Annotated in this window: 21 protein-coding genes and 1 pseudogene; 7 read left to right on the top strand and 15 right to left on the bottom strand. The window is 71.9% G+C overall.

Features of this window, described 5'->3' with window-relative positions:
- Positions 1 to 30: 30 nt before the first annotated feature.
- Positions 31 to 1,251, bottom strand: a complete 1,221-nt coding sequence (locus B056_RS0115465) for an SfnB family sulfur acquisition oxidoreductase (RefSeq protein ID WP_018502776.1) — start codon at positions 1,249 to 1,251, stop codon at positions 31 to 33.
- 338 nt (positions 1,252 to 1,589) lie between these two features.
- Between B056_RS0115465 and B056_RS0115460 the strand changes: the two genes are divergently transcribed.
- Complete coding sequence (locus tag B056_RS0115460; protein WP_018502775.1) at positions 1,590 to 1,913, top strand: DUF6221 family protein; 324 nt, start codon at positions 1,590 to 1,592, stop codon at positions 1,911 to 1,913.
- A 128-nt stretch (positions 1,914 to 2,041) separates the two neighbouring features.
- Here B056_RS0115460 and B056_RS36645 read toward each other — a convergent pair.
- Positions 2,042 to 2,610 (bottom strand): annotated as a pseudogene (locus tag B056_RS36645) (DUF222 domain-containing protein); the annotation flags it as partial.
- A 389-nt stretch (positions 2,611 to 2,999) separates the two neighbouring features.
- Positions 3,000 to 3,464: a DnaJ domain-containing protein gene (locus B056_RS0115445; RefSeq protein WP_035751609.1), complete on the bottom strand. Its 465-nt coding sequence runs from the start codon at positions 3,462 to 3,464 to the stop codon at positions 3,000 to 3,002.
- 138 nt (positions 3,465 to 3,602) lie between these two features.
- Here B056_RS0115445 and B056_RS39465 point away from each other — a divergent pair, with 138 nt between their 5' ends.
- Positions 3,603 to 5,336: a serine/threonine-protein kinase gene (locus tag B056_RS39465; protein ID WP_051105637.1), complete on the top strand. Its 1,734-nt coding sequence runs from the start codon at positions 3,603 to 3,605 to the stop codon at positions 5,334 to 5,336.
- A gap of 8 nt (positions 5,337 to 5,344) precedes the next feature.
- On the opposite strand, the gene B056_RS0115435 is transcribed toward B056_RS39465, so the two are convergent.
- Genes B056_RS0115435 through B056_RS36630 form a run of 5 tightly spaced genes read right to left on the bottom strand, consistent with a single transcriptional unit; the run spans position 5,345 to position 9,929 of the window.
- Positions 5,345 to 5,665 carry a hydrogenase maturation nickel metallochaperone HypA gene (locus B056_RS0115435; RefSeq protein WP_018502770.1) on the bottom strand — a complete coding sequence of 107 codons (321 nt, stop codon included), beginning with the start codon at positions 5,663 to 5,665 and terminating at the stop codon, positions 5,345 to 5,347.
- A complete protein-coding gene (locus B056_RS36635) occupies positions 5,658 to 6,251 on the bottom strand; it encodes a HyaD/HybD family hydrogenase maturation endopeptidase (protein WP_018502769.1) in 594 nt (197 codons plus the stop codon). Before B056_RS36635 ends, B056_RS0115435 begins: the two co-directional genes overlap by 8 nt.
- Positions 6,248 to 6,976, bottom strand: coding sequence for a cytochrome b/b6 domain-containing protein (locus B056_RS0115425; protein WP_018502768.1), 729 nt, complete (start codon positions 6,974 to 6,976; stop codon positions 6,248 to 6,250). Before B056_RS0115425 ends, B056_RS36635 begins: the two co-directional genes overlap by 4 nt.
- The gene (locus tag B056_RS0115420) at positions 6,973 to 8,694 is read right to left on the bottom strand and encodes a nickel-dependent hydrogenase large subunit (protein ID WP_018502767.1); all 1,722 of its coding nucleotides are present in this window, start codon (positions 8,692 to 8,694) and stop codon (positions 6,973 to 6,975) included. Before B056_RS0115420 ends, B056_RS0115425 begins: the two co-directional genes overlap by 4 nt.
- On the bottom strand, positions 8,691 to 9,929 hold the full coding sequence (locus B056_RS36630) for a hydrogenase small subunit (protein ID WP_018502766.1): 1,239 nt from the start codon (positions 9,927 to 9,929) through the stop codon (positions 8,691 to 8,693). Before B056_RS36630 ends, B056_RS0115420 begins: the two co-directional genes overlap by 4 nt.
- A 135-nt stretch (positions 9,930 to 10,064) precedes the next feature.
- On the opposite strand from B056_RS36630, the gene B056_RS0115410 reads away from it, so the two are divergent.
- The 4 genes from B056_RS0115410 (at position 10,065) to B056_RS0115395 (ending at position 14,293) form a co-directional block, all read left to right on the top strand.
- Positions 10,065 to 10,307, top strand: a complete 243-nt coding sequence (locus tag B056_RS0115410; RefSeq protein ID WP_018502765.1) for a HypC/HybG/HupF family hydrogenase formation chaperone — start codon at positions 10,065 to 10,067, stop codon at positions 10,305 to 10,307.
- Positions 10,304 to 11,434 (top strand): hydrogenase formation protein HypD, encoded by a 1,131-nt coding sequence (gene hypD / locus B056_RS0115405; RefSeq protein WP_018502764.1) that lies wholly within the window; start codon positions 10,304 to 10,306, stop codon positions 11,432 to 11,434. Before B056_RS0115410 ends, hypD begins: the two co-directional genes overlap by 4 nt.
- A complete protein-coding gene (gene hypE / locus B056_RS0115400; protein WP_018502763.1) occupies positions 11,431 to 12,522 on the top strand; it encodes a hydrogenase expression/formation protein HypE in 1,092 nt (363 codons plus the stop codon). The genes hypD and hypE overlap by 4 nt, the downstream gene beginning before the upstream one ends.
- 202 nt (positions 12,523 to 12,724) lie before the next feature.
- Positions 12,725 to 14,293, top strand: coding sequence for an acyl-CoA synthetase (locus tag B056_RS0115395; RefSeq protein WP_018502762.1), 1,569 nt, complete (start codon positions 12,725 to 12,727; stop codon positions 14,291 to 14,293).
- 263 nt (positions 14,294 to 14,556) lie between these two features.
- Here the strand turns inward: B056_RS0115395 and B056_RS36625 are convergent, their stop codons facing one another.
- The 6 genes from B056_RS36625 to B056_RS0115360 form a co-directional block, all read right to left on the bottom strand.
- On the bottom strand, positions 14,557 to 16,020 hold the full coding sequence (locus B056_RS36625; protein ID WP_018502760.1) for an MFS transporter: 1,464 nt from the start codon (positions 16,018 to 16,020) through the stop codon (positions 14,557 to 14,559).
- Between the two features lie 152 nt (positions 16,021 to 16,172).
- Positions 16,173 to 16,865 carry an ABC transporter ATP-binding protein gene (locus tag B056_RS0115380; protein WP_018502759.1) on the bottom strand — a complete coding sequence of 231 codons (693 nt, stop codon included), beginning with the start codon at positions 16,863 to 16,865 and terminating at the stop codon, positions 16,173 to 16,175.
- Positions 16,866 to 16,871: 6 nt separating this feature from the next.
- Positions 16,872 to 19,649: a branched-chain amino acid ABC transporter permease/ATP-binding protein gene (locus B056_RS0115375; RefSeq protein ID WP_018502758.1), complete on the bottom strand. Its 2,778-nt coding sequence runs from the start codon at positions 19,647 to 19,649 to the stop codon at positions 16,872 to 16,874.
- A 94-nt stretch (positions 19,650 to 19,743) separates the two neighbouring features.
- Positions 19,744 to 20,967: an ABC transporter substrate-binding protein gene (locus B056_RS0115370; protein ID WP_018502757.1), complete on the bottom strand. Its 1,224-nt coding sequence runs from the start codon at positions 20,965 to 20,967 to the stop codon at positions 19,744 to 19,746.
- Positions 20,968 to 21,305: 338 nt separating this feature from the next.
- Positions 21,306 to 22,448: a thiolase family protein gene (locus B056_RS0115365; protein WP_018502756.1), complete on the bottom strand. Its 1,143-nt coding sequence runs from the start codon at positions 22,446 to 22,448 to the stop codon at positions 21,306 to 21,308.
- Positions 22,449 to 22,483: 35 nt separating this feature from the next.
- Entirely contained in the window at positions 22,484 to 22,900 is a 417-nt protein-coding gene (locus B056_RS0115360; protein ID WP_018502755.1) for a Zn-ribbon domain-containing OB-fold protein, read from the bottom strand.
- 381 nt (positions 22,901 to 23,281) lie between these two features.
- Here B056_RS0115360 and B056_RS0115355 point away from each other — a divergent pair, with 381 nt between their 5' ends.
- A complete protein-coding gene (locus B056_RS0115355; RefSeq protein WP_018502754.1) occupies positions 23,282 to 24,769 on the top strand; it encodes an acyl-CoA carboxylase subunit beta in 1,488 nt (495 codons plus the stop codon).
- 49 nt (positions 24,770 to 24,818) lie between these two features.
- Here B056_RS0115355 and B056_RS0115350 read toward each other — a convergent pair whose 3' ends face one another.
- The gene (locus B056_RS0115350) at positions 24,819 to 25,595 is read right to left on the bottom strand and encodes a thioesterase II family protein (RefSeq protein WP_018502753.1); all 777 of its coding nucleotides are present in this window, start codon (positions 25,593 to 25,595) and stop codon (positions 24,819 to 24,821) included.
- Between the last annotated feature and the right edge of the window lie 5 nt (positions 25,596 to 25,600).

Genomic DNA, 25,600 nt, shown 5'->3' with positions numbered 1-25,600 from the left:
AGCGTCAGCGGGACAGCTGACTCACCGTCTTCAGAGCTGGCCGTGGTTGGGGGGCGGCACGTCGTTGAGGAGGAAGTTCCCGACGTGGTGGTACTTCCAGTCCACCGGGTCGTGGCTGGCGTGGGTGCGGGCGTTGCGCCAGTGCCGGCTCAGGTCATGGCGTTCGTCGGCGGCGCTGGCGCCGGACAGCGCGAACAGATCGCTGGCCACCTCGGCGGCGACCTCGCTGGCGAACGCCTTCGCCTGGGCCACCGCGAGCGAACCGTCGGCTGCCTGCCGCGCGTCCCGCGGGGATCTTCCGATCTCGTGCAACCGGTCGGCGGCCCACCGCAGCAGTTCCTCCGCGGCCCGGACCCGGGTGGCCAGCCGGCCGTAACGCAGAATCGTGTGGGGGTCCTGCGCGGCTGATTCGGCCCAGCCGCCACGCGCGGCCTCGAAGAACGGCCGGGCCCGGGTACGGACGAACTCACCGGCGTCCCGCAGCGCACCGCCGGCGATCCCGACCTGGATCGCGGCGTGCACCAGCTGGGCCCGAGCCCCCAACTGCTGGGGAACCTCGAAGGCACGGTGGTAGGGGACGACCAGCGCGGGGTCGACCAACACGGCCCGCAGGGTCGTCGTGCCACTCACCGTGGCGCGCTGCCCCATGACGTCCCAGTCGTCGTCCACCGAGACGCCGGGGGCGTCGCGCTCGACGAACGCCAGCACCAGGCGGTCAGCCTCGTCGAGCGCGCTCACGCCGATCCACCGCGCGGTGATCGAGCCGGTGCTGTAGTACTTCGTCCCGTCGAGCCGCAGCCCGGCGCCGTCCGGACGGAGCCTGGTGCCGAGTTCCTGTGCGTGTCGACCGCCGCGCTCGGCCAGTCCGCTGCCGAACCGGGCACCGGCGAGGATCTCCGCGAACAGCCGCCGCTGTTGCGGCACCGTTCCCCAGACCGTCAGCACGTCGACGAACAGGAAGTGCCCCTGGGGAACCTGCGCGATGGCCGGATCGACCGCGGCGATCGTGCGGATGACCTCGGCGAGGGTCCCCGGTGGCACCTCCGCGCCGCCGTGCTCGGCCGGCACCGTGATGCCGAGCAGGCCGCTGGCGTCCAGCGCCGCCAGGGCCGCCACCGGCACGGCCGCCGAACGGTCCCGTTCGATCACCGTGTCGGCGATCGACTCGGCGTAGCGCCGCGCCGCGGCGATCGCCTCCGCGCCCGATGTGATCACCGGGATGGCCGTCGTCTCGGCCGCCGGGCCGGTCACCTGGGGCCACCGTCTAAGCCAAGATCCATAAATTTCCTCGATTTCGATGGAGAAAGTTAGAGACAGCATCATGTCACCAATATTATCGATCTTGCAACCGCCCCGTCACCAGCTGCCGGCAGGCCCGGGCCTGCCGGCGGCCAGGCCGGCGCCGAATATCAGCGGTCGCCGGCGAACTTGACACCCAGGTCGTCTGTACGCCCCCGACCCCGCGGTCCTGTGCGGGGCGTGGTCACCGCCGGCAGTGCGGAAGGCCGCCAGCCGCCCGGGCTGACGGATCCCACCGACGTGCTGGAGATCGAGCCTCCCAGGCGTCGGCCCCCGGCAGGATCGTTGTCGTGACGGATCTGCGCACCCGAATTCTCGCCCGTCTGGATCAGCTCGAACAGACCGCTCGCGACGTTCCCGGGGCGTCGATCTGGAACGCCCGGCAGGTCGCGGGCATGACCCGGGTCGCGCCCGCGGTCGCCGAGCACATCGCCCAGTGGAGCCCGGCTCGCGTCCTGCCCTGGACCAGCGGCGCCCGCGAACTCACCGGGCTGCATCACGACGTCGACGGGCGCTGCGCCACCTGCCTCGATGCGTATCCCTGCCCGACCCTGTCGGTGGTCGCCCGCACCCTCGGCATCATCCCGAGTGGTTCAGGCGGCGTGGTCGTGTAGGAGTGCGCGGACCGATTCGGTGAGGTGGAACGGGCCGCCGTCGCGGGTGGTGATCGCGTCGGGGGCCACGTGCCGGGTGGTCTGGGTGAGGTCCGTGGTGGGCTGGGCTCCGGGGTTGAGGGGTGGTGGAGGTGGAGCATGCCGTCGTCGTCGGTGCGCCAGGTGACCCGCCGGGCGGCCTGTGTTCGGGTGCGGTCGTTTGGGTCGGCGGTGGCCTGGCGGAGGCTGCGGGCGAGGCGTTCGAGCTGGCCCGCGGTGCAGTGCAGGGCGTGCTCGAGCCAGAGACGCTCGGTGGCGGGGTCGGCGATCCGNNTGATCGCCCGGACCTTCGAGTAGGAGATCATGCCGTCGGCGAACGCCGCCCGCACCGCGGGGAGGTGTTCGAGGGCGCGGGCGGTGGCGAGGTGTTCGCGGGCGGCACGTAGTCCGATCCCGCAGCGCCAGGACAGCCAGTGCGCGCACGAGCGCAGCCCGACCCCCGACCAGCCGCCGCGTTGGTCGAAGGCAGCGACCAGAACCAGCCAACCGCAGGTCGCGGCGGCGAGCCGGCCCGCCCACCCGCAGATCGCGGCCTCCAGCTCAGCCAGTGGCGCGGTCTGAGCGTCCAGGCCTGGCGGCATGGGATCCAGGCCGGGTGTCGGGCCGGGGGCGGGGAGGGTGTCGGGGGTTGGTGGGGAAGTGGGTGTTGTTCGGTCATGGTGGTCACCGGGCCAGGGGCGTGATCGATCAGCGGACACGGGCAGGCTCGCATCGACCACCGACAGTTCCCGTTCCCCCTGGTCAGAGACCCGCAGGACGGCGGGGCGCCACCGACACCGTCGAGGCCTCCGACATCGGCGATCAGGACGTCACTGATGATCATGGTGTTCCGCGGCGCCGCGGAACATGCGACACCCCGCGAGGCGCTGCTGCCGGTTCCGGTCGATGTTCAGGCGGAGGCGTCGTCCCATCCGCGGGACCGATCCGCGGCTCTTGGTCGAACGTCGTGCGCGGCCTGCCGGAGTCCGGCAGAAACGGCGGTCACGAGGCCCGCCGTGGATGCTTGGGCCCCGGGTGCGGGGCTCTCGGGCACGCGGGGCGCCTGGGTCAACGGTGCGGTGGGCGGCTGACGGAGATCACCGCCGCCGGGGGGATGACCATGGCGACCACCATCATCCCCAGCGCCGCTGGGACGGAGAACAGCCGGACGACCGTCCCCGCCAGAACGAACAGCAGCAGACACACGGCCATGGCGAGGAGGTAGCGGCGCCGCTCCCGCGCGTCCGGGTGGGGAACACCGTCACCGGCCCGGCTGACCGGCCGGCTCGGCGCGGCCGCGGCCCCGGCCGTAGGCGTAGGCGCGGCCGAGCGCGCGAGGCCCAGGTCGTAGGCACGCCGACGGGCGGGATCGCCCAGAACCCGGTAGGCGGCGTGGACCCGCTGGAACGACCGGGGCGAACCGCCCGTGTCCGGATGGGCGTGCCGGGCCGCGCGGCGGTACGCGGCCCGGATCTCGGCGTCGGTCGCGGTGGGGGCGATCCCGAGCGTTTCGTACAACGATCCCTCGTGCACCGTCCACCTCGCCAGACACAGCGGCATCCCGGAGCAGGCTCTACCCACGGTAGACCGCCGGAGGCTTCGAGTGACGGCCGCGATCTGGTCCACGGGTAGGGTTCTGCCCAGATATGCGGCATGTACGGGGGTGCGTGGATGGTGGTCAGCCGGGGGACGCCGCTGCGGGCGGCTGATCCCCGGTCCATCGGAGCGCACGTCCTGGACAATGTCCTCGGCAGCGGTGGGATGGGCCGGGTGTACCTGGCCCACTCGCCGGACGGCCGTCCCGTCGCCGTCAAGATCATTCACGAGCATCTGGCCCGTGACGAGCGGTATCTGGCCCGGTTCCAGCGGGAGGCCAGGATCGCGTGCAGCGTGGCGCCGTTCTGCACCGCGGAGGTGCTGGACTTCGGGGTGTTCGACGGGCGGCCCTACATCGTCACCGAGTTCCTGGACGGGCCGACGCTCGCGAGCGCGGTCGACGAGCACGGGCCGCTGTCCACCACCGACCTGCACCAGCTCGCCGTGGCGATCGCGGCCGCGCTCACCTCGATCCACAGCGCCGGCCTCGTCCACCGGGACATCAAGCCCGACAACGTGCTGCTGTCGAAGACCGGGCCGCGGGTCATCGACTTCGGCGTGGCGCTGTCGCTGGAGTCCGGCTCGCTGCTGACCAGTGCCTCCGACACCGTCGGCACGCCCGCCTTCATGGCACCCGAACAGGCCACGCACGAGACGACGACCGCGGCCGCCGACGTGTTCGCGTGGGGTGGCGTCGTCGCCTTCGCCGGGACGGGTAAGCCACCGTTCGGGATCGCCGCCATACCGGTCGTCATGCACCGGGTGGTGTACGACGAGCCAGGCCTCGACGGCCTGGATCCCCGGCTGCTCCCGCTCGTGCGCGCCGCGATGAGCAAGGATCCGGCCGGCCGGCCGAGCGCCGCCGAGCTGCTCGGCGAGCTGACCGGATCGACGACCCGCCCGATGGCCGAGGTGCTGGCGGCCCGATCGCTCGCGGAGGAGTCGGCGCAGGAGTCACGGGCCGTGGCCCCGGTCCTGACCGTCGCCGGTCTCGGACCGCCCGCGGAGCCACCGCCCGCGGCGTCCCTCGCGTCCTTACGGTCGGCGGCCGTTCAGCCGGCGGGCCCGCAGCGGCACCGCGGGACAGGCCGGCGCGGGAGGGGCCGGCGCCGCGCAGCGGCCGCCGCGGCGGCGACAGCGATGACACTCGGTGTCGCGAGCGTGGCCCTGGCCGTCGTCTACCACCCGACGGACTCCGACCGGGCCACGCCACCGCCCGCCGCCGTGGCCGGAGCAGCTTCGACGGCCACGGTGCCGTCGGCGCCCGGCGTACCGGTCGGCACCCCCACAGCGGTGGGCGTGCCCCCGCAGCCCACCCCGGGTGGCACCGCGTCCGGCGCGCCCTCCCCGCAGGCTTCCGGCGTGGTCGTCGTCACCACGCCCGCGCCGGTGGGTGCCGGCCTCCAGCCATCTGCGGACCCGTCCCGCGCGCAGTACTGGATCGGTGTTCTCGCCACGCTCGACCAGGCCCGGGTGGCCGCCTACGAAACCGTGGACGTCGGCCTGCTGGCCGGGGTGTACACCGCCGGCAGCAGCGCACGGGCCGACGACGAGACCGCGATCCGGTCCATGGCCGCGATCGGCGGGCACGGGCAGGGCGGCCGGCAGGTCATCGAGGCGGTGACGGTGCTGACCGAGACCTCGTCCATCGCGGTTCTGCACTTCCGGTCGCACATGACGCCGTTCGCCGTCGTCGGCGCGAGCGGCGGCGTGGTGAGCCGGCAGCCGGCCACCGGTTCGGTGGTGCAGGAGATCAACCTCGTCGGCACGCCGGACGGCTGGCGGGTCTCACAGGTGACGCCGGTCTGACGGCCTGGTCAGGTGGTCCAGCTGACCACGGCCAGCTCGTCCGCGGCCGTCACGACGAGCCCGTTGCCGCCGCAGGACGGGCACGGGTCGAGCCGGGCGCCGTCATACTCGTGGCCGCAGGCGAAGCAGCGCAGCCGGTCCGCCGCGTGCTCCCAGGAAAGCCGGGTGTTCTCCAGGCAGGTCCCGACGGCGGCGGACCGCCACGCGGCGGTGGCCGAGGCGATGTCGACCCCGGCCGCCGCGGCGAGCACCACCGTCCGTACCGGGGTTCCCGCGCTGGCCTCCGCGATGGCGCTGACCGCGGAGCGGGCGAGGCCGGCCTCATGCATGTCGGGGTACCTGCGCCTTCTCTCCGGTGAGCACGGACTTTCCCGTAGGCACGGACTCTTCGGTACGCACGGACTCTTCGGCCGGCACGGACCAGTCGGCGAGGACGGAGCGGGCCGCGTCGACCAGGGCGTCCACCCGGGATTCGAGCAGGGAGCTCAGGCCCCAGCGTTCGGTGACGGATTCGGGCACGATGCCCACCAGGGCGACGTGCCGGGGGGCGAAGCCGGCGAGCTCGGTGGCGGCCAGCGCGTCGACGAGGCCGATGTCGTGGGCGGTGGCGCGCACGCCGTGGCCGCGGCGGACGTCCCCGTCGGGGATGACGACGACGTCGCCGGGCCGGCCGTGGGCGGTGGAGACGGCGTCGAGGACGAGGACCGCGTGCCGGCCGGCGAGGTAGGGCATGAGCATCAGCCCGAGTGTCCCGCCGTCGAGGACGTCGACCCCGGGGATCGGCGGCGCGCCGAGCCGCCGGGCGGCGACCACGCCGACGCCGTCGTCGCCGAGCAGCTCGTTGCCGATCCCGAGGACCAGGACCGGGGCGCCCGTCGAGGTGGTGCTGTCCCGGAGGTCGGCCGGCCCGGTCACAGATGGTCCTTCGGCAGGTGGTCCTTCGGGAGGAACTTGTGACCGGAGAAGATCGAGGTCAGGACGCCGGTGCCCTCCACCCGGTCGACCAGGATGGCGCTGTAGAGATGGTGGATCATGAAACCCCAGGTGAGCCACATGATCAGGTGATGGACCAGCCGGAGCGTCGGCAGCGACACCACGTGGAGCAGCCAGCCGGTGAGCCAGGCCGCCCAGCCGGTGCCCTCCACCCCCCACAGCACCAGGCCGGTGACGATCTCGACTCCGAACATCGTGTAGAGCACGGTGTAGGTGAGGCCGGCGAGCGGGTTGTGGCCGATGACCGGGGGCGCCTCCCGGGAGAGGAACGTGTAGAAGCGCACCGACGGGACGATCTGGCCCAGCCGTTCCCGGGTGCTCGGTATCCACTCCGTCCACCGGGACCAGAGGTTGGGCGAGCGGAGGTGCCAGATGACCCGGGCCAGGATGAGCGCGATGAAGACGTACGCGGCGACCTTGTGGATGCTCCTCGTCCAGCTCACCCAGTAGACGTGGCCGCCCGGGTGGATGTCCGGGTTCCCGATGAGGTAGCCGGTGACGGACAGCGTGACGAGGTCCAGCACCAGCAGCCAGTGGATGAGGCGGACCGGAAGATCCCAGACCCGGAACCGGACGAGCTCCGCGGGGCCGGTGTGGCCGGCCGGCTCGGCGTGCCCGGTCCGCGGGACGGGGGCGGTCGTGCTCACTGGACCCGCACCTCGATGATGTCGCGGCCCTCGGCGTCGTAGAGGTGCGCCGCGCAGGCCATGCAGGGGTCGAAGGAGTGCAGGGTGCGCAGGATCTCCAGCGGCCGTTGCGGATCGGCGACGGGCGTGCCGACCAGCGCGGCCTCGTAGGCGCCGGGATTGCCGGCCGCGTCGCGGGGGCTGGCGTTCCAGGTGGTGGGCACCACGGCCTGGTAGTTGCGGATCCGGCCGCCCTCGATGACGACCCAGTGCGACAGCGATCCGCGGGGGGCCTCGTGGAAGCCGACACCGAGCAGGGTGCCCTCCGGCCAGGAGGTCGGGCGCCAGCGCCCGGTGTCGGCGACGGCCAGGTCACCGCCGGCGACGTTGTCACGCAGCCGGTTGACCAGTTCCAGGGAGTACTGCGCCATCAGCCTGGTCTCCAGGCCGCGGGCCAGCACCCGGCCGAGGGTGGACATCAGCGCCTCGGGCGGCAGGCGCAGGGCGTCGAGCGCGCCCTGCACGAGCGGGCGGATGCGGGCGTCCCCGGAGGTGTAGCCGACGAGCATGCGGGCCACCGGGCCGACCTCCATGGCCGCCCCCTGGTAGCGCGGCGCCTTCAGCCAGGTGTACTTCCCGGCGACGTCGAGCTGCTCGAAAGGGGGTTCGGGACCGGTGTACTGCGGGGTCGTCTCACCCTTCCAGGGGGGCAGCGCGGCACCCGGGTCGTCGTAGCGGAACCACGAATGGGCGACGGACTCGGCGATCCCGGACGGGTCGAAGGGTTCCGGCTTCGCCGCCAGGTTCCCGTTCCGGATTATCCCGCCGGGGAAAAGGCCGTCCCGGGGTGGCCGGGCGATACCCGGCGGCGACAGGGAATAGTCCCCGAACACCATGTAGGAGCCCAGGCCCCGACCGTAGGTCGTCCACTCGGGATAGGCGGCGCCGATCGCCTGCAGGTCGGGCAGGAAGACCTGTTCGACGAAGTCGAGGCCCCGCTGCAGGATCTGCGCCACCTCCTGCAGCGTGTTCGCGTTGATGGCGTCCTGGCTGTTGAGGTCGATCGGGGACGCCATTCCGCCGACCACGTAGGTCTGCGGGTGCGGGTTCTTTCCACCGAGCAGGGCGTGCACCCGGATGTACTCCCGCTGGAAGTCCAGCGCGTCGAGATAGTGGCTGAACGCGATCAGGTTCAGCTCCGGGCTCAGCCGGTAGGCCGGATGGCCCCAGTAGCCGTTGGTGAACGGCCCGATCTTCCCGCTTTCGAGAAAGACCTTGAGCCGGGTCTGCACCGAGGCGAACAGGCCGGCGGTGGACCGCGGATAGTCGGAGATGGACTGGGCCAGCGCCGCGGCGCGGGCCGGGTCGGCGGCGAGCGCCGCGGTCGGGTCGACCCAGTCCAGGGCCTGCAGGTGGTAGAAGTGGACCACATGGTCGTGCACGCACAGTGATGTGGCGATCAGATCCCGCAGCAGCCGGGCGTTCAGCGGCGGGACGGCGCCGACCGCGTCCTCCACCGCCCGCACCGAGGCCAGCGCGTGCACCGAGGTGCACACCCCGCAGATCCGCTGCGCGAACAGCCAGGCGTCCCGGGGGTCCCGGCCGGTCAGGATCGTCTCGATGCCGCGCCACATCGTCGAGGACGCGTAGGCCTCGGTGACCTGACCGCCGTCCACCTGCACCTCGACCCGCAGGTGGCCCTCGATCCGCGACACCGGGTCGATGACAAGCCGACTCATTCCGCTTCGCCCGTCTCTGCGTCGGTGTGTGCCTTGCCGATGGGCGCTTCGTGGTCGGCTGTGGCCGCCGTGTCGGCCGTGGCCGCCGTGTCGGCCGTGGCCGCCGTGTCGGCCGTGGCCGCCGTGTCGGCCGCGTCTGCCGCCCGGTCCCGCGCGGCCTGCTTCTCGTGGTGCGCGGCGACCCGGTGCTGGACGACCTTGCCGACGCCGTGCGCCGCGAAGCCGGTCGCGGTGGCCGCCAGCACCCCGACGCCGATCTTGTCGGCGGTGAGGTCGAAACCGGAGGTCGCCACGTGCGGCAGCCGGTCGTAGAAGGGGGACATCGTGTCCCAGAAGCCCGGTTCGGAGCAGCCCACGCAGCCGTGCCCGGCCGCCACCGGCCAGGACGTCCCCCCGTTGAACCGGACGCTGGGGCAGTTGTGGAAGGTGCTCGGCCCCTTGCAGCCCAGCCGGTACAGGCACCAGCCCTTGCGGTGGCCGGCGTCACCCCACTGCTCGGCGAACTCGCCGGCGTCGAAGTGGCCGCGGCGCTGGCAGGTGTCGTGGATGCGCTCGCCGTAGGCGAACAGCGGCCGGCCGAACCTGTCCCGCGCCGGGAACTCACCGAAGGTGAGCTGGTGGACGATGGTGGCGGTCAGGTTGTCCGCGTTGACCGGGCAGCCGGTCAGGTTCACCACCGGGACCCCGCCGACGACGTCCTCGACCCGGACCGCGCCGGTCGGGTTCGGCCCGGCCGCCGGAATCCCGCCGAAGGCCGAACAGGTCCCGACATTGATGATGCCGGCCGCACCACGGACCGCCGCGCGCAGGATTTCCTCGGCCGACTTTCCGCCGACCGTGCACGCCCCGGGAATTCCGGTCGGAATGGAGCCCTCGACGACGACGAGGTGCCCGCCCTTCGCCACCGCGTCGTCGCGGGCCTTCTCCGCGGCCGTGCCGGAGGCCGCCATCACCGTCTCGTGGTAATCGAGCGAGATCATGCCCAGAATCAGGTCCGCGGCCGACGGATTACGCGAGCGCAGGAATGCCTCGCTGTCACCGGCGCAGTCCTGGAATTCCAGCCAGATCACGGTGGGACGGTCGACCTTGTCCAACGCGTAGGCGACCTTGGGCGCCAACTGGGCCGGCAACGCGAGCGTCGCGGTGATGCCCGCGCAGAATTTCAGGAAGGACCGCCGGTCGACCCCCGCGTCCGCCAGCCGGGCGGACAACGGCCGGCCGGTTTCGCTCGTCATGCGAGTGGACGTTAGTGCGCGCCTTGGTGCCGGACGGCAGCCTCATCGCCTCGGCCGCGGGAGTCCGTACGAGCCGATCGGACGGGCCGGACGTCCCTTGCCGCACCTGACCGTCGCACCGGAGACTGGCCCAGCATGTGCCTCGGGATACCCGGCCGGATCGTGGCGACCGTCGACGTCGCCGGCCTGCTCATGGGCACGGTCGACTTCGACGGGCTCACCCGCGAGGTCTGCCTCGCCTACGTCCCCGACGCGCGGGTCGGGAACTACGTCATCGTGCACGTGGGGTTCGCCATCAGCCTGGTCGACGAGGCCGAGGCGCACCGCACCCTGGAGATGCTCCGTTCGATGGGCGCCTCGCTGGAGGCCGAGCTGTGAGATACCTCGACGAGTACCGTGACCCCGCCCTCGCCCGGCGGCTGCTCGACGAGATCCACACGACGGCCATCCGGCCCTGGACCCTGATGGAGGTCTGCGGCGGCCAGACGCACACCATCGTCCGTCAGGGCATCGACACCCTGCTGCCGGCGGGCCTGCGGATGATCCACGGGCCGGGCTGCCCGGTGTGCGTGACCCCGCTCGAGCTCATCGACAAGGCGCTGGCCGTCGCCGCCCGGCCCGAGGTCGTCTTCACCTCCTACGGCGACATGCTGCGGGTACCCGGAACGGGGACCGACCTGTTGGCTCTGCGTGCCCGCAGCTGCGACGTCCGCGTCGTCTACTCCCCGCTGGACGCGGTCCGGCTGGCCGAACGGCACCCGGACCGCCAGGTGGTCTTCTTCGCGGTCGGCTTCGAGACGACCGCGCCGGCGAACGCCATGGCGGTGCTGCGCGCCCACCAGCTCCGGCTGCCCAACTTCAGCGTCCTGGTCAGCCACGTGCTCGTCCCGCCGGCCATGACGGCGCTGCTCGACGCGCCCGACCGCCGGGTCCAGGGCTTCCTCGCCGCCGGCCACGTCTGCGCCGTCATGGGCTGGACGGAGTACGAGCCCATCGCGCACCGCTACCAGGTGCCCGTCGTCGTGACCGGCTTCGAGCCGCTCGACCTGCTCGAGGGCGTCCTGATGGCCGTCCGCCAGCTCGAGGCGGGCCACGCGCGGGTGGAGAACCAGTACGCCCGGGCCGTGCACCGCGACGGCAACGTTCGCGCGCGGGAGGCCATCCGCCGGGTGTTCCGGGTGTGCGACCGCGCCTGGCGCGGCATCGGCACCATCCCGGACAGCGGCCTGGCCCTGGCCGACGAGTTCGCCCGTTACGACGCCGAGACCCGCTTCGACGTCGCCGGTCTGACCGCCCGGGAGCATCCGGCCTGCATCGCCGGTGACATCCTCACCGGCGCCCGCGAGCCGACCGACTGCACCGCCTACGGGGCGGCCTGCACCCCGCGCACCCCGCTCGGCGCGCCGATGGTCTCCACCGAGGGCACCTGCGCCGCCTACCACTCCGCCGGCCGTGCGGCCGGCCCGTTCCCCGTCGTGCTCCCCGCCCCCGTGAGGTCGTCGTGACCACCGTTGACCCCGCCTTCGCCAGCTGCGCGCTGCCCCGCGTCGAGACCGAGCGGGTGACGCTCGGGCATGGCAGCGGCGGCCAGCTGTCCGCCGAGCTGCTCCGGGACGTCCTGCTGCCCGCGCTCGGCGCGGGCTCGGCCCTGGGCGCGCCGGGCGCGGGCCGGCCCTCCGGCGGGGTGCTCGAGGACGCCGCCGTGCTCGACGTCGACGGCGTCGCCCTGGTCACCAGCACCGACGGGTTCGTGGTGAGCCCGCTGTTCTTCCCCGGCGGGGACATCGGCACGCTCGCCGTCCACGGCACCGTCAACGACCTGGCCATGATGGGCGCCACGCCGCTCGCCCTCACCGTCGCCTACATCATCGAGGAGGGCTTTCCCCTCGACGACCTGCGGCGGATCATCACCTCGGTCGGTGCGGCCGCGGCCGCCGCCGGGGTCCCGGTCGTGACCGGTGACACCAAGGTCGTGCCGCGCGGCGCCGCCGACGGCATCTTCGTGACGACGTCCGGCATCGGCCGCCGGCTGGCCGCCGCGCGGGTCTCGGCCGCCTTCGCCCGCCCCGGCGACACGGTGCTCGTCTCCGGGCCTATCGGCGCGCACGGCACCACCGTGCTCTCCGCGCGGGAGGCCCTCGGCTTCGAGGCCGACATCGCCTCCGACACCCGCCCGCTGCACCGTCTCGTCCAGGCCATGGTGGAGCGTCGCGGCGGCGACCTCCACGTGATGCGCGACCCGACCCGCGGTGGGGTGGCGTCGGCGCTCAACGAGATCGCCGCGGCGTCCGGTGTCGGTGTCGAGATCGACGAGGCGGCGCTGCCCGTGCCGCCGCTGGTCGCCGCCGCCTGTGACCTGCTGGGCCTCGACCCACTGCACGTCGCCAACGAGGGCTGCCTGGTCGCCGTCGTCGCGCCCGAGGCCGCCGACGAGATCCTGGCCGTCATGCGCTCGCGCCCCGAGGGCCGGCACGCCACCCGCCTGGGCGACGTCGTCGCCGGCCACCCCGGCCGGGTGGTCCTGCGCACGCTGCTGGGCGGCACCCGGCTCGTCGACATGCTCATCGGCGAGCAACTCCCCCGCATCTGCTGACCTGCGGCGTCACGTTTCCGTGGCGGAGTCAACATCTATCTCCACTGGGAAGAATCTGGTATCACCCTCGAAAGAGCAGCGCTCCCCTCGTGGCGAACCGTTGTTCTCCCTGGGGGGCGGTCCTGGTGCCGGACAGGCGGAGGGGCCGTCGTGACATGCGCGCGGGCCGGCAGGCCCACGCACAGAGCACACGGAGGACCAGATGTACCCAGCCGACTTCGCGACGCTGACCCCGGACAAGCCCGCTGTGATTCTCGCCGGTGGTCCCCACGGGCAGGAGAGGATCCTGACCTACCGTGAGCTCGTCGAGGGCTCCAACCGGCTGGCCCGGTTACTCGTCGACTCGGGCCTGCGCCCGGGTGACCGCCTGGCGATCCTCGCCGAGAACCACCTGCGCTACTTCGAACTGGTGTGGGCCGGCCTCAACTGCGGCCTCTACATCACCCCGGTGAACTCGCACCTCACCCCGCCCGAGGTCGCCTACCTGATCAACGACAGCGGGGCTCGGGCGCTGATCAGCAGCCGGGCACTCGCCGAGGTCGCCGAGGCCGTGGTCCCCGAGACCCCCGGGGTCGCCCGGCGGCTGATGCTCGACGGGGGCTCCGAGCACTACGAGGATCTCGACGCCGCCACCGCCGGCTTCTCCGCCGAGCCCAGGAACGACGAGATCCGGGGCACCTTCATGCTCTACAGCTCCGGAACGACCGGCCGGCCCAAGGGAATCCAGTTCCCGCTGCCGGACTGGCCCGCCAGCGAGGGCGACGCCCCGCTCCTCCCCGGCGCCCGCGGGGCCTTCGGCTTCGACGCCGAGGCGGTCTACATCTCCCCCGCGCCGCTTTACCATGCCGCCCCGCTGCGGGTGTCCGCGCTGATGCACAGCGTCGGCGGGACGGTCGTCGTCCTGCCGAAGTTCGACGCCGAGGGGGCCCTGCACGCGATCGAGCGGTACCGGGTGACCACCTCCCAGTGGGTCCCGACGATGTTCGTCCGGATGCTCAAGCTGCCCCCCGAGGTCCGCGACCGCTACGACCTGTCGAGCCTGCGGATCGCCGTCCACGCGGCCGCGCCGTGCCCGGTCGAGGTCAAGCGGCAGATGATCGAGTGGTGGGGCCCGATCATCTTCGAGTACTACTCCGGCTCGGAGAACGTCGGCAGCACCGGGCTGACCAGCGAGGAGTGGCTGGCGCACCCGGGGTCGGTCGGCCGCCCGCAGGGCGGCGTGCTGCACATCTGCGGCGAGGACGGCGCGGAGCTCCCGGCCGGCCAGGACGGCGCGGTCTACTTCGAGGCCAAGGGCGCGGGCTTCAGCTACCACAACGACCCGGAGCGGACCAGAGCCGTCAGCCACCCCGACCACCCGGGCTGGCGCACCCTGGGCGACATCGGCCACGTCGACGAGGACGGCTACCTCTACCTCAGCGACCGCAAGGACTTCACGATCATCGCGGGCGGGGTCAACATCTACCCGCGCGAGATCGAGGACGTCCTGGTGGTGCACGACGAGGTGGTGGACGTCGCCGTGTTCGGCGTGCCGCACCCCGAGCTCGGCGAGCAGGTCAAGGCCGTCGTCCAGCCGGTGCGGATGGCCGACGCCGGCGACGAGCTGGCCGCCCGGCTGCTGGAGCACTGCCGCACCAGGCTCGCGCCGTTCAAGTGGCCACGGTCGATCGACTTCGTGCCCGAACTGCCCCGCCTCGACAACGGAAAGCTCTACAAGAGGCCGCTGCGCGACGCCTACTGGGCCGCCGAGTCGTCCCCCGCCACGCGTTAGCCCGGTGTCGGCCGCGCTCCGGCCCTACCTCGACAGCATCACCATCCGCACATCGAACGACCCGGGCCAGCGGTACAACACACTGATCAGCGGCGGCGCCGACGTGGTCATCGACATGGTCGTCTGGTCGGCGAACTTCATCGACCCGGACCCACGGCTGTGGACGGCGTTCCGCGGCGACTCCCGCGGTCTTCACCGTCCGCGCGAACCCGAGCGTCATGGCCGCCGAGAACGTCGGCGGCCTCAGACGCGTGAGCCCGACCTCAGGCACCTGAGGTGGACGTCACCGCGGGCTGGGCCGCCTGCGGCGACGTCCGGCGCGGTTCCGGGACCGTGACGGCCGCCTTCGCCGCCGCCCGGCCGGGGATGCCGAGAGCCAGCAGGCCGGCGACCAGCGCGGCGCCGGCGCCGATCAGGTAGCCGACGTGCAGGCCGGCGAGGGAGGGCACCCGGGTCGAGCCGAACGGGATGGTCATGTTCGCCAGGACCACACCGATCACCGCGCTCGCCCCCGTGGTTCCGATGGAGCGCATCAGGGTGTTGATGCCGTTGGCCGAGGCGCCCTCGGAGGCCGGGACGGACTGCATGATCAGAGTGGGCATCGACGCGTACGCCAGCGCGACACCGGTGCTGATCACGCAGCTGACAAGAAGGACTCCCAGCGGGCTGCCGGTGAGGCCGAGCGCGAGGCAGTAGCCACCGGAGATCACGGCCGAGCCGATGAGGAGTGAGGTCCGCGGTCCGCGGGCGGTGATCAGCCGGCCGGCGAGGGGCGAGACGGCCATCATCACCAGCCCCACCGGGGCCATCCACAGGCCGGTGGCGAGCAGCGACTGGCCGAGCCCGTGCCCGGTGGCCTTCGGCAGCTGCAGCAGCTGCGGGTTGATCAGCGAGTTCGCGTACATCGCGAAGCCCAGGGCGACGGAGGCGATGTTCGTCAGCAGGACGGGGCGCCGGATGGTGGTGCGCAGGTCGACGAGGGGCGCCTCGGCGCGGGTCTCCCACCAGGTCCAGGCCACGAGCAGGGCCGCGGCCAGGCCGCCCAGGCCGAGGGTGGTGGTGCTGGTCCAGCCCCAGGTGCCACCCTTCGACACGGCGAGCAGCAGCGCGACGAGCCCGCCGGAGAGCAGGATCGCCCCGGGCAGGTCGAACCGGCCCGTGCCGCGCACCGGCGACTCGGGAACGACCCGCCAGATCAGCACCATCAGGGCGATGACGGCGACGGTCGCGCCCCAGAACAGCATGTGCCAGTCCGTCTGCTGGGCGACGGCTGCGGCGAGCGGCAGGCCGAGCGCGCNNCCGATNCCGAGCGAGGAGCTCATCAGCGCCATGGCGGGGATCAGCCGCTTCGCCGGCAGCAGGTCACGCATGATGCTGATGCCCAGCGGGATGATCGCGAGCCCGAGGCCCTGCATCGCCCGGCCCACCAGCAGCGGCACGAGCGAGCCGCTCAGGGCGCACACCACCGAGCCGCAGGCGAGCGCGGTGCCGGCGACGAAGACCATGCGCCGCTTGCCGTAGAGGTCACCGAGCCGCCCGTACACCGGGTTGGCGACGGACGCGGTGAGCAGGGTGGCGGTGATCGCCCAGGAGGCGTTCGCCGAGCTCGTGTGCAGCAGCGACGGCAGCGTCGGCAGCAGCGGCACCATCAGGGTCTGCATCATCGCGACGACGACGCCTATCCCGCCCAGGACGGCGATGATCACGTTGACGCGCGAGTCGTCCACCTGTCGGCCGGGGCGGTACCACCGCTGTCGGCGCTGGAGGTCATGGCCCCCTCCTTACTTATTTGTACTATACATATGTATGTATCATACATACCTGCCGAATGTCAGTGCACGACGGAGCGGAACCGGTCACACTCGCGGGCCGGCGGCGGTCAGGACTCGATGCCCAGGTACTTCTCGTAGATCTCGTCCGCGCCGAGGTCCGCCGCGGCACCCCGATGGATGATCTCGCCGCGGCTGAGGATGTAGACCGTCGTGGCGAGATCGAGCGCGCGTTGCACGTACTGCTCGACCACGACGAGCGACACCCCGCGTTCGACCAGTCGCCCCAGGAGCTCGAAGATCGTGTCGACGATCAGGGGGGCGAGCCCGAGGGACGCCTCGTCCACGACCACGAGCTTCGGGTTGGTGACGTAGGCCCGCGACAGGGCGAGCATCTGCTGCTCGCCGCCGGACATGCTCCCGGCGGTCTGCCGCAGCCTGCCCTTGAGTGCGGGGAACAGCTCGACGACCTCAGCCACCGCGTCCGCGCCGCCGGCGCGGGCCTGGATGGTGATGTTCTCCCGGACGGTGAGGGAGGGGAAGATCCCCCGGCCCTCGGGTATGTGGCACACGCCCAGCCGGGCGTACCTGTGGGGCGCGGCCCCGGTGACGTCCCGGCCGTCGACCTCGATCCGGCCGGACCGCGGCCGGACGAATCCGGTGGCGGTACGCAGCAGTGTCGTCTTGCCGGCGCCGTTGGGGCCGAGCAGCGCCACGACCTCGCCGTCCCCGACGGTGAGGTCGACGTCGCGCAGGACGGTCGTCTGGCCGTAACCGGCGGTGACCGAGCTCAGGGTCAGCATCGCCGGCTACCTCCGCGGCTGGAGCGGGGCGCTCCGGTCGGTCGACGGGGCGTCCTGAGCGTCCACGGGAACGGCCACGCCGCCGAGGTACGCGCTGCGCACCCGGTCTGAGTTCTCCATCTGGACTGGAGTCCCTTCGAAGATGGGTTGCCCGAAGTCGAGCACGTAGAGGTAGTCGCAGATCTCCCGGACCAGGGTCATGTCGTGCTCGACGAGCAGGACGCCGCAGCCCCGTTCGCGGACCACGGTCCGCAGCACCTGGCCGAACTGTTCGGTCTCGTGGCCGTCCAGCCCGGAGGAGGGCTCGTCGAGCAGCAGCATGTCGAACGGGCCGGCGAGGGCCCGGGCGAGCTCGACCAGGCGCCGCTGCCCGATCGGGAGCAGCCCGACCTGCAGGTCGGCGATCCGGGTGGTGCCGGTGAGCGCGAGCGACTCGTCGACGACCCGCGCGATGACCCGGTTGGCCCGCCGGGAGCCCACCAGGTGGGTGAGCGGGTTAGCGCCGGCCAGGGACGCCTCGCGGCCCAGGGCGACGTTCTGCCGCACGGTCAGGCTGTTGAACAGCTCGGTGCGCTGGAACGTCCGCCCCAGCCCGTGCCGGGCTCGGCTGGCGGGCCCCTCCCCCGTGACGTCGGTGCCGTGCAGGAGGACCTCGCCGGAGCTGGGCCGGAGCAGGCCGCTACAGGCGTTGAAGGTGGTCGTCTTGCCGGCGCCGTTCGGCCCGATCAGACCGGTGACGGCTCCGGGCCGGGCCCGCAGGGTCACCCCGTTCACCGCGTGCACGCCACCGAAGCGGACGGACAGGCCGCGGACGGTCAGGCCGTCCCCGGCGGGCGCCTCCCGGCGGGGCGAGGACTGCTGGCGGGCCGCGTCCGCGGTGACCGGGATGTCCGGGGCGCCGGGGGCATCGGGGGTCTCGGGGGCTGATCGGCCGCCCAGCCGGTTCAGCAGGGTCTGCAGGCGGGCGGGGGTGACGCCGCCTCGGGTACCCCACGCGGCGGTGGCGGCGCCGAGCCCGAAGAGCAGGTTGAGCACGGTGCTCGTGTTCTGACCGGTGATGTAGGCCGGGAGCACGCTGTAGCCGACCGCCGCGACGAGCGCGTACCACGGGTCACCGATGGTCACGATCACCACCAGCGCGACGAGGGTCAGCGAGCTGAACGACGGGTAGTACGTGCCGACGCCGAAGTGGAACAGCATCGCGTTGAGCGCCCCGGCCAGGGAGGCGATCGCGGCGGTGAGGCAGAAGACGATCACCTTGAGCACGCTCGAGGTCGTCCCGTGGGTCTCCAGGGCGAGCGGCGAGTCCGCCAGCGCCTCGAGCAGGCGGCCCAGCCGACCGTGGCCGATCGCGGTGATGACGCCCGCGACGAGCACGGTGATGACCAGCAGCAGGTAGTAGAAGCCCTTGTCGCTGGACAGGTCCAGCCCGCCGAGGGAGAAGACCGGCCGGGGCGCCTCGATGCCCAACGCGGACTGGCTGAACATGAAGTCCCGGGTGTAGAAGACCTGCTCGGCGAGGATGCCCAGCCCGAGCGTGGCCAGCGCCAGGAACACCCCGGACACCCGCACGGCGGGAATCGAGATCAGGGCACCGACCGGGATGGCGACCAGGGTCGCCAGGACGAGCGCCGGCAGCCACGGCATGCTGGCGGAGAAGTGCCCGAAGGCGGCCGCGCCGACCGCGGCGAACGCCAGGTGGCACAGCGAGATCTGGCCGGAGCGCCGGACGAGGAGCCCCAGCGACAGGAACAGCATGATGTTGATGAGCGCGGACGACCACACCGCGATGTGACCGGACTGGATCGTCGGCACCAGGCCGAGCAGGACGATCGCGATCGCGAACGTCGTCAGCCGGATCCGGACCGGGGCCCGGTAGGAGCGCCGGGTGCTCAGCACGGCCGTCAGGCGGCGCTGCGCGAGCAGGCGACGGGGCAGCACGATGAGGGCCACGAACAGGATCACGAACGGCAGCGCGGGCGGCAGGCCGCCGATCCAGGTGACGGTCGCGGAGTACTTGTCGACCAGCGAGCTGGCGATGCCCACCACCAGGCCGCCGGCGAACGTCAGCGGCAGGTTGCTGAAGTAGCCGATGGCGGCGGCGCCGAAGGCCGCGAACACGATCGTGGTCAGGGTGACGCCGTCGAGGTCGTGCGACGGTGCCAGCAGCAGCCCGGCGACACCGGCGAAGACGCTGCCGATGACCCAGGCCCACCGGCGGATCAACACCGGGTCGTCGCCGCTCATCGACACGAGCTCGTGGTTGTCGACGACGCCGCGCATGACGATGCCGAACCGGACCGACCGGAAGAACCAGTAGAGCCCGGCGGCCGCCACCGCCGACAGCAGGAAGAGAATGATCTCCTCCCAGGTGACGTTCACCCCGACCAGCCGGACCGTGTCCTGCGGCAGGAAGTGGGGGAAGGTCGGCGGGTTGATCGGGTGCCACAGCAGCCCGACGCTCGACACGGCGAGGATCAGCCCGACGGTCGCGACGACTTTGATCGTCTCGCCGGCCCCGCCGAGCGACCGGGCCAGCAGCTCCAGCACCAGGCCGAGCGACGGCGCGAACACGAGCAGCGAGACGGCCGCCGCGAGCGGCCAGGGCCAGCCGTGATCGACGTTCAGGAAATAGAAACAGAACGCGACGAGCGTGGCCACCGCTCCGTAACCGAAGTTGAAGATACCCGACGTCTTGTAGGTGAGCACCAGACCGATTCCAGCGAGGCCGTAGACCGCGCCGGTCGCGAGACCGATGACGATGAAGGGCAGGAAGTCGTTCACGAAAGCCTCGGCTTCATATCCGGATCGACACGACGGGTAGGCCGCGGGGGCCCGGTGCGCGAACACCGGCCCCCCGCGGCCTCGGAACCCGCGGTTAGGAGGACTTGTCGCAGACGAGCTTCCCGTCGTCCACCAGCAGCGCCTTTCCGTCCTGCAGGCGGGCGGTGAACGAGCAGTTGACCGGATTCGCCTGACCGGCCTTGAAGGTCAGCGGCGCCGACCATCCACCGAGGTTGTCGTCCTTCACCGAGGTGAAGCCCTTGGTCAGGATCTCGGCGGACAGCTCGTCGTTCGCGCCGGCGCCCGAGGCCCTGACGGCACTCTCGATGAGCAGCCCACCGGTCCACGCCTGGGAGGCGAAGGTGCTCCAGGTCCTGTCCTCGCGCAGGCCCGGGTAGTACTTGTCGAGCACGGTGTTCATCGCCCGTGCCGGAGGCTGGTCGACGAAGAACGGGAGGATGGGGAACGTCATCCAGAGGTGGTCCTTCAGCCCTGGCGTGTCGGCCAGGGCCAGCTGGAAGCCCGTTCCCGCCTCGAGGAAGCTGGGGTTGTAACCCTGGCGGTCGCAGTCCGTCGCCACGTTCTGGAGGATCGACGCCGAATGGGCGATATAGAGCGCGTCGACATGTGCCTGCTTGGCGGCGACACACTGCGCGGTGTAGTTGGCCGCCGTCGCCGAGATGGACGCGCTGTAGGCGACCGGGATTCCCTGCCTGTCACCGGCGGCCTTGATTCCCGGAACCGTTTCCTGACAGCTCGGTGACTCGGCGCAGTAGAGAATGCCGACGTTCTTCGCCCCCGCCAGCTTGGCCGTGGCGATGACCGAGAACGGCAGGGCGCTCGCGGTCTGGCCCGAGGCGTAGGCGTTCGGGTACTTGATGAACAGCGAGGAGTTCAGCTCTCCGCCGACGACCGGGATCTTCGCCGCCGCGGCGGCCGCGCCCCAGGCCGCGTCGAGCGGGGTCAGGTCGAGAATCACGTCGACCTTGGCGGAGATCAGTGCCTGCGCCTTCGTGACCGAGGTCCCCGGGTTGCCGGCGTCGTCGTACTTCGTGAGTTCGACGGGATGGCCGTTGATGCCACCGGCGGCGTTCACCGACTTCGCCCAGGCCTCGGTGACCTTGCCGGCCGCGTCGATCGTCTTGCCGAACGAGCCCGAGCAGCTACAGATCACGCCGACCTTCACCGGCGTGCCCGAGGGCCTGACACCGCCGGAGCCGTCCGTGGTGGCCGAGTCGCCCGACGACGAGTCGCCGCACCCGGCGGCGATGGTTGCGACGGCTATGAGCATCGCGATCATGATCTTGCGTAAGTGCATGTCTCTCCCCAGGTCCGACGGATCCGGCCGTCGCGGTGGGCGGGAGCGTAGTGAATGTGTGCTCACTCTGCAAGACCTGGAGATTGACGCGGATCACCGCTGGGACTGCGCCAGCTGGCGATCCATCCGATAAGTGGGCACTCGCCCCGCTCTCGAGAGCGCCACCGACGCCCTCGACAGCGACGCCCTCGGTGGCGTCGCCGTGATGATCCGCAACGACGACGAGGGCCGGCGGTCGGACCGGTCACCACGACCGGTCCGACCGCCGACCCTCGGCACGGGGACAGGTTCCCCGCAACCGTCGGCCCCGCCCCGGCCCGTACGGGCCGGGCGCCCGCTCAGACGGTGAGAACGGTGGCCGCGGCCGTGCCCGGGGCGCCGTAGACCTGGGCGAACCCGACTCGCGGGTTGCCGGCGACCTGGCGGTCGCCCGCCTGGCCACGCAGCTGGCGGACCAGCTCGTGCACCTGGCGGAGCCCGGAGGCGCCGATCGGCTCACCGTTGGCGATCAGGCCACCGTCGGTGTTGACCGGCAGCGGGCCGTTGATCTCGGTCGCGCCCTCGGCGAGCAGCTTCTCCTGCTCACCGTCGGCGCAGAAGCCGCACTCGGCCATGTGGATGATCTCCGCGCCGGCGTCGGTGTCCTGGAGCTGGATCACGTTGACGTCCCCGGGGCCGACGCCGGCGGCCTCGAAGGCGGCGCGGGCGGCGTAGACGGTCGGCGCGACGTCCTCGTCGACCGGCGCGAAGGTGCTGTGCACCTCGTAGGCGCCGAAACGGCGGGTGCGGATCTCCGTGGCACGCAGGTAGATCGGCTGCGAGGTGAACCGGTGCGCGATGTCGGCGCGGCACATGATGGCGGCGGCGGCGCCCTCGTCCGGCGAGCAGAACATGTAGTGCGTCAACGGGTAGTTGAGCATGGGCGAGCCGAGGATCTCCTCCTCGCTCAGCGGCTTACGCCGGAAGGCGTTCGGGTTGAGCACGCCGTTGCGGTAGTTCTTGGCGGCGACCTTCGCCAGTGTCCGCTGCGAGATACCGTGCTCGTGGATGTAGCGGTTGGCCTTGATCCCGAAGAACTGCGTGGTGACGAACTGGCCGTTCTCGGCGTACCACGCCGGCAGGCCGAGCATCGACGGGTCGGCGGTGAACGCGCCGCGCGGGTGCTTGTCCATACCCACGGCGATGCCGACGTCGTACTTGCCGAGCCGGATCGTGTCGGCGCACAGCTGGATGGCGCTGGCCGCGGTCGCGCAGGCGTTGAACACGTCGGTGAACGGAATGCCGGTCAGCCCGACCAGCCTCGTCACCGCGTCCGGGTTGGCGACCTCCAGGCTGCCGCCGACACCGAACTGGATGTCCTTCCACTCGACCCCGGCGTCCTTCAGCGCCAGCTGGATCGCGTCCGCGCCGAGCTCCATGGCCGACTTCTCGAAGCGACCGAAGGGATGCAGGCCCACGCCGATGATGGCGACGTCGTTCATCTCGATGGTTCCTCTCTGGCTCGTGCGGCGTGGGGTCAGGCTGGCGCGAAGGCGAACGTGACCACTTCGTCGCCGTCGGTGTCGGTGTAGAACGGCACCATCGTCAGCTCGACGTCCATGCCGAACCGCAGCTTCTGCGGGTCGGCCTCGGTGAGCCGGCCCTCGACGCGGATCACGTCGCCGAGCTGGACCAGCCCGACGCCGAACGGCTTGAAGGTCTTCGCCGTCTCCCCACCGGCGTAGGGCAGCTTCGGGACGAAGCCCTGCGTCGTCCACGCGATGAGGGTGCCGCGGCGGGGCAGCAGCTCGTCGGTCATCTTGTCGCCGCTGCACCGGGGACAGAGGGCCTGGGTGGGGAACGTCGTGGCGCTGCAGTCGCCGCAACGGCTACCGATGAGCTGCGGCTGCTCGTCGGGCCAGGTCGAGATCTCGGGCGCGAGCGCCTTTTGCATACTTTTGCTCCTTCTTGCGGCCGACGACCTGTTCGTCCTAGGAGTATCCATCATGGCCGGGAGCCGGCGCCTCGGGAGCGATGGCCGGGCGCGCTCCGGGGCCGGCGGGACCAGCGTGGGCCGGCCGGGGACGCCACGCACCAGTATGATCCGCCCACGGGTGGGCAGCTCGATCGAAACAGCTGTGCCAGTGTGATCGGCACAGCTGTACCGATGATCCGCCGCCAGACAGGCCCGCCGTCACCGCCGGAACGGCCGCCATCCACCGGACTTGTTCACCTGTATTTCAGATTGCTTCTGCATACAACCATCCAGTACACGGTAATCTGCCGAAAGGCTGATTGTTATTGCATTCATGGGCGATTTTGGGTGACGGAGCTAATGACTGAACTGGCCAGCAGCGACCGGGTCGGCGTCATCATCCCGGAGCAGGATCCGCGCGGCCCCCGCCGGCGGCTGTCCCAGTTGTTCGACCCCGGTTCCTGGAATCCGACTCCCGCGGCCCCGGGCGGGCGCGTGCTGGCCGGCCGTGGGCGGATCGGCGGCCGCGATGTCATCGCGTTCTGCACCGACGGGACCCAGATGGGCGGGGCGCTCGGCGCGCAGGGTTCCCGGCAGATCGTCGCGGCCATCGACGAGGCCGTCCAGGCGGGCTGCCCGGTGATCGGGCTCTGGCACTCCGGCGGGGCCAGCCTCGCCGAGGGCGTCGAGGCGCTCGACGGCATCGGCCAGATCTTCGCGGCGATGATCCACGCCTCCGGGAAGGTGCCGCAGATCTCGGTGGTCCTCGGACCGGCCGCGGGCGGCGCCGCCTACGGGCCCGCGCTGACCGACGTCGTGATCATGGCTCCGGCGGGCCGGGTGTTCGTGACCGGTCCCGATGTCGTGCGCACCGTGACCGGTGAGCAGATCGACATGGAGGGACTCGGCGGGGCGGACGCGCACGGCCGCCGCTCCGGGGTCGTCCACGTGGTGGCCCGTTCGGAGAGTGACGCCTACCTGCGGGCCCGCCGGATCACCTCGCTGCTCGTCGACCCGGGGCGGATCGACCTCGACGCCATCACCGCCGACGAGATCGCGGCCGACCGGCCCGACCCGCGGGCGCTGCTGCCGGAGCGGCCCCGCCGGGCCTACGACGTCCGGCCGTTGGTGCGCGGTCTGCTCGACGGTCCCGCCGGTCCCGCCGGGACGGGCGCCGACCTCGAGGAGTTCGAGGAGTTCGAGGAGCTCCAGCCGCGCTGGGCGCCGAACATCGTCATCGGTCTCGGCCGCCTCTACGGCCACAGCGTCGGCGTGATCGCGAACAACCCGATCCGCAAGGGCGGCTGCCTGGACTCGCTGAGCGCGGAGAAGGCCGCGCGGTTCGTCCGCCTGTGCGACTCGTTCGGGATCCCGCTCCTCGTCCTCGTCGACGTGCCGGGCTACCTGCCCGGCGTGCGCCAGGAATGGGACGGCGTGGTGCGCCGCGGCGCCAAACTGCTCTACGCCTTCGCCGAGGCGACCGTCCCCCGGGTCACCCTGGTCACCCGCAAGTCGTTCGGCGGGGCGTACATCGCGATGAACTCCCGGTCGCTCGGCGCGACCGCCGTCCTGGCCTGGCCGGAGGCGGAGGTCGCCGTCATGGGGGCCGAGGCCGCGGTCGGCATCCTGCACCGGCGGGCGCTCGCGGCCGCCTCCGAGCAGGAGCGCCCGCGGGTGCTCGCCCGGCTCGTCGACGAGCACACCCGTACCGCCGGCGGTGTGGAGCGGGCGCTCGGGCTCGGTGTCATCGACGCCATCATCGACCCGGTCGACACCCGGACCAGCCTCGCCCGCGCCCTCGCCGCCGCCCCGGCCCGCCGCGGCCGGCACGGCAACATCCCGCTCTAGGACGACCGAGCCGGGCGCCACCGGTTCCCTCCGAGTGGCGCCCGGTGGCTCAGATCGTCAGCGTGAGCAGCTGGTCGGAGATCAGGTTGATGACGGCCGTCTGGTGGTTGGCGAGGTAGAAGTGCCCGCCGGGGAAGACCCGCAGCTCCGAGGGCCCGGTGGTGTGATCGGCCCAGGCTCGGGCCTCGTCGAGGGTCACCTTCGGATCCTGGTCGCCGGTCAGCACGATGACGGGGCAGTCGAGGCGCGGCCCCGGCGTGTACCGGTAGGTCTCCGCCGCCCGGTAGTCGCCGCGGATCGCCGGCAGGATCGACTGCAGCAGCTCCAGGTCGCCGAGGACCCGCGAGTCGGTGCCGCTCAGCTTCTTCAGCTCGCCGATCAGCCCCGCGTCACCGAGCTGGTGCACGGTCTCGTGCCGGTGCCGGGACGGCGCGCGCCGCCCGGAGGCGAACAGCGTCGCCGGGGCGAGGCCGAGCCGCTGCTTCATCCGGACGGCGACCTCGAACGCCAGCGTGGCGCCCATGCTGTGCCCGAAGAAGGCCAGCGGGCGGTCCAGCAGCGGCCGCAGCGCGGTGAACGTCTCGTCCGCCAGTTCGGCGATGGATGTCAGGCACGGCTCGTGCCGCCGGTCCTGCCGGCCCGGGTACTGCAACGCCAGCACCTGCAGGGTGGGCTGCAGGGCGGCCGAGACGGGATAGAAGAAGCTGGCCGAGCCCCCGGCGTGCGGGAAGCAGACCAGCGTCATCTGGCCCTGCGGGGTCTGGCTCGGTGGGGCGGAGTGGAACCGGCGCAGCCACAGGCTGTCGTCGGCCGGCGCGGTGGTCATCGCGG

It is taken from the genome of Parafrankia discariae (assembly GCF_000373365.1).
GTDB classification, from domain to species: domain Bacteria; phylum Actinomycetota; class Actinomycetes; order Frankiales; family Frankiaceae; genus Parafrankia; species Parafrankia discariae.
The sequence above is the reverse complement of the archived record's forward strand: the minus strand, read 5'-3'. Positions and strand labels throughout refer to the sequence as shown.